The following is a 3,621-nucleotide window of genomic DNA, read 5'->3' on the forward strand; positions in this document are numbered from 1 at the left end:
AGCGTTACTACCTGATAACTGGAATAAAAATATCGCTAAAGTGACAGAGAAGTCGTTAATTAAAGCATCTGAAGCGGCAATATTTACCATGAAAGATATTCCCGGAGAAGAATCGTCCAATCTTTGGCATAAATTAGGCGTTGCTGCGAGTGGTGGTGTGGGTGGTTTCTTTGGATTAGCTGCGATAGCTGTTGAGCTTCCTATTTCAACATCAATCATGCTGCGATCTATCGCTGATATTGCTCGTAGTGAAGGTGAATTGATTACCACTCTGGAAACAAAAATGGCTTGTTTGGAGGTGTTCGCGCTGGGGGGCGAAAGTGATTTAGATGATGGTAGTGAATCCGGATATTTTGCAGTAAGAGCCGCCCTAGCAAAATCGGTATCAGAAGCTGCTGAGTTTATGGTTAAAAAAGGTATTACCGATGAAGCAGCGCCTATGTTAGTCAAACTTATTACTAAAATAGCTGAAAAGTTTGGGGTTCAAGTTACTCAAAAAGCAGCAGCCCAAGCGGTACCTGCTATCGGTGCCGCAGGTGGTGCCATAATCAATACATTGTTTATTGATCACTTTCAAGATATGGCGAGAGGTCATTTTATTGTGCGAAAATTAGAGCGTATATATGGGTATGAGACAATAAAAAGCGCATATCATTCATTACCTAGAAAGGGCAGTAAATAACCATTGTTCGGGATATTAGTGTTTGTTGAATTGGTGATATAAAGCATATATTCTTTATGCACTTAAATAGAACATCAAGCTAGATTTAAGCCAGAAAAGGATATCAATATGACACAGCCAGGATCTGATCAGGCCGAAAATACCAAGTCGACAATAAGCAGTGATATAAAGTCTGGCGACAAGGTTAGCAAGCGTGAAGTGCGCGAGAGTGAGCCGACGCAAACAGAAATATCGCTGACAGGCTCTGAACGTGAAGCTGTGGTTGAACATGGCAGTCTTTCATCGCTTACGGTTTATTCTATTATTTTGCGTGAAGGTCAAGAAGAACTAGAGCGGCCCTTGATGTCGTTGTGGTGGTCCGGAATCGCGGCTGGTATCGGCATTTCCTCGTCTGTTTTAGCTGAAGGTATTATCCGTAGCAACATAGGTTCCGATCACCCTTATTTATCTATTATCGAAAGTCTTGGTTACACTTTCGGTTTTGTATTGGTCATTCTAGCAAGACTGCAACTTTTTACCGAGAACACCATAACCGTGGTGCTGCCGCTACTCGCCAACACCACACAACGCCGTCTTTTTTGCACCGCTCGTTTATGGGGGATTGTGTTAGTAGCAAATTTTGTTGGTACGTTTTTGACGGCGGCAATTGTCGTGCACGGCAACATACTGACAGAAGACATCCTCACCGCTATCCTCCAGATATCTCGCCATGTTGCAGAGTTGACGCCTTCAGAGACATTAATGCGTGGCATTCCAGCGGGCTTTTTTATTGCCGCATTGGTGTGGATGCTGCCTTCGGCGAAAGGATCTGAAGTGTTGGTCATAATTATGTTTACATGGCTTATTGCTGCTGGTGAGTTTACCCATGTTATTGCCGGATCTAATGAGATATTTAGCCTAGTGCTAAATGGGGAAATGAATTTTTTCACTGCGTTGTCACATCATATTGGCCCCATGCTAATGGGTAACATCATTGGCGGGACAGGACTGTTTGCGATGTTGGCTTATGGCCAAGTTCGACAAGAAATGTAGGTATCCTGTTGAAAAAATAGATGTTGTTTTAAATCAAAATGGCTGTCATGGTGCAGTTTGTTGTTGATGTATAATTTATTTGAACGAGAGTGATATGAAGAAATTTTGTTTGGTACTAGTAACTCTATTCGCGGTGGTATCACAGGCATTTGCTGCAAATCCGGTTAAGTATAATAAAGAGTTAGATGGGTTTGATTATCCCTTTGACGTTAAGACATTTAATGTTAACTCGCAAAATAAAGATTTAAAAATGCGTTATATGGATATTGGCGATAAAAACGCAGGCAAAGTCATCGTGTTGTTGCACGGTAAAAATTTCTCCGGCTATTATTGGGAAAGGGTTGCTAAGGATTTACTTAAGAACAATTACCGAGTCATCATTCCGGACCAAATTGGCTTTGGTAAGTCTTCAAAACCCGATTTTTACCAATACAGCTTTGGGCAGCTAGCGCTCAATACTAAGTTGTTATTGGATAGCTTACACATCAAAAAATTTGATCTGGTTGGTCATTCAATGGGCGGGATGCTAGCAACCACATTTGCGGCTAATTATTCTAGTGCGGTTAATAAATTGATTCTAATTAATCCCATTGGTTTGGAGGATTACAGCAAATATGTTGAATTCAAAGACGTTAATTTCTTCTATAAAAATGAACTTGCTAAAACACTCGATAAAGCAAGGGATTATCAAAAAGCAAACTACTATGACGGCAAATGGTCCAGCGAATACGAGCAACTGTTAGTGCCTGTGAAAGGGATGCTTGCTGGGGATGACTGGCAAGTTATTGCTTGGAATAACGCGTTAACTTATGGTCCTATTTTCTCAGAGAATATAGTAGATAGATTTTCGCAGATCACCAATAAAACCGTACTTATTATTGGTACTAGAGATAAAACTGGCCCTGGTAAAGGTTGGTTAAAAGAAGGCGTGACCAGAACCTTAGGTGATTATAAAAATTTAGGTGTTAATACTCAGAAATTGATTAAAGGTTCAGTACTGATTGAGTTGGATGGATTGGGTCATATGCCCCAGTTTGAAAATTATGATGTTTTTATAAAAGCATTTCATCAGGCTATTGAGCCGTAATAAACATATGACCAAAGTTAATACGATGTTCATTAGGTTCGACATCACCAGAAATAGTTTCATTATTTCATGCTGATGACCTGTTATGGCTGGTTACAACAGCGTTATACCCTTTAAAGGATTAAATCATGTCTTTGCTGCTAACCGTTATAGCATCAACATTGCTTGCTGGTTTGGCTATGCCTTTAGGCGCTATCATTGCCCGTTTTGAAAAAGTGGGTAATGAGTGGATTGAACAGGAATTCAGACACAGTGTCATGGCATTTGGAGGTGGGGCATTATTGTCTGCTGTTGCTTTGGTGTTGGTGCCAGAAGGGATTGCACATCTTAATCCATTAGCTGCATGTATTTGGTTTATGGTCGGTGGGCTTAGCTTCATGGCCCTTGATATTTACCTTAATAAAATAGATACCCCTGCCACTCAACTTGCTGCAATGCTGTCAGATTTTATTCCTGAGTCAATCGCGCTAGGTGCGGCTTTCGCGACCGGAAGTAACAATGCATTTTTACTGGCGGCGTTAATCGCGTTACAAAATGTGCCGGAAGGTTTTAATGCCTACCGAGAATTAAATGCCTCTTCTGCGTATAAGCCCCAAAAAATTATTATCATGTTTTGTCTGATGGCAGTGTTAGGCCCTATCGCTGCAATGTGTGGTTATTTGTGGTTATCAGAGTCCCCAGAAATTATTGCTGCAGTGATGCTTTTCGCATCGGGCGGTATTCTTTACTCCATATTTCAAGATTTGGCTCCTCAGGTAAAATTAGAAAAACGTTGGGCACCGCCAATGGGGGCTGTGTTTGGATTTTGCCTTGGTATGTT

The 3,621-nt window shown here is 41.0% G+C and carries 4 protein-coding genes; all 4 read left to right on the plus strand.

Annotated elements, in window-relative coordinates:
- Positions 1-682, plus strand: a 682-nt coding sequence (locus tag CXF78_RS14780) for an EcsC family protein (RefSeq protein ID WP_102037228.1), incomplete at its 5' end; no start/stop codon positions are given.
- A gap of 108 nt (positions 683-790) precedes the next feature.
- Positions 791-1,714 carry a formate/nitrite transporter family protein gene (locus CXF78_RS14785; RefSeq protein ID WP_102037229.1) on the plus strand — a complete coding sequence of 308 codons (924 nt, stop codon included), beginning with the start codon at positions 791-793 and terminating at the stop codon, positions 1,712-1,714.
- Between the two features lie 94 nt (positions 1,715-1,808).
- A complete protein-coding gene (locus CXF78_RS14790; protein WP_102037230.1) occupies positions 1,809-2,801 on the plus strand; it encodes an alpha/beta fold hydrolase in 993 nt (330 codons plus the stop codon).
- Positions 2,802-2,929: 128 nt separating this feature from the next.
- Positions 2,930-3,621 (plus strand): ZIP family metal transporter (locus tag CXF78_RS14795; protein ID WP_102037231.1); only part of this gene is annotated, 692 nt, incomplete at its 3' end.

It is taken from the genome of Shewanella sp. 11B5, assembly GCF_002836795.1.
Lineage (GTDB): Bacteria > Pseudomonadota > Gammaproteobacteria > Enterobacterales > Shewanellaceae > Shewanella > Shewanella frigidimarina.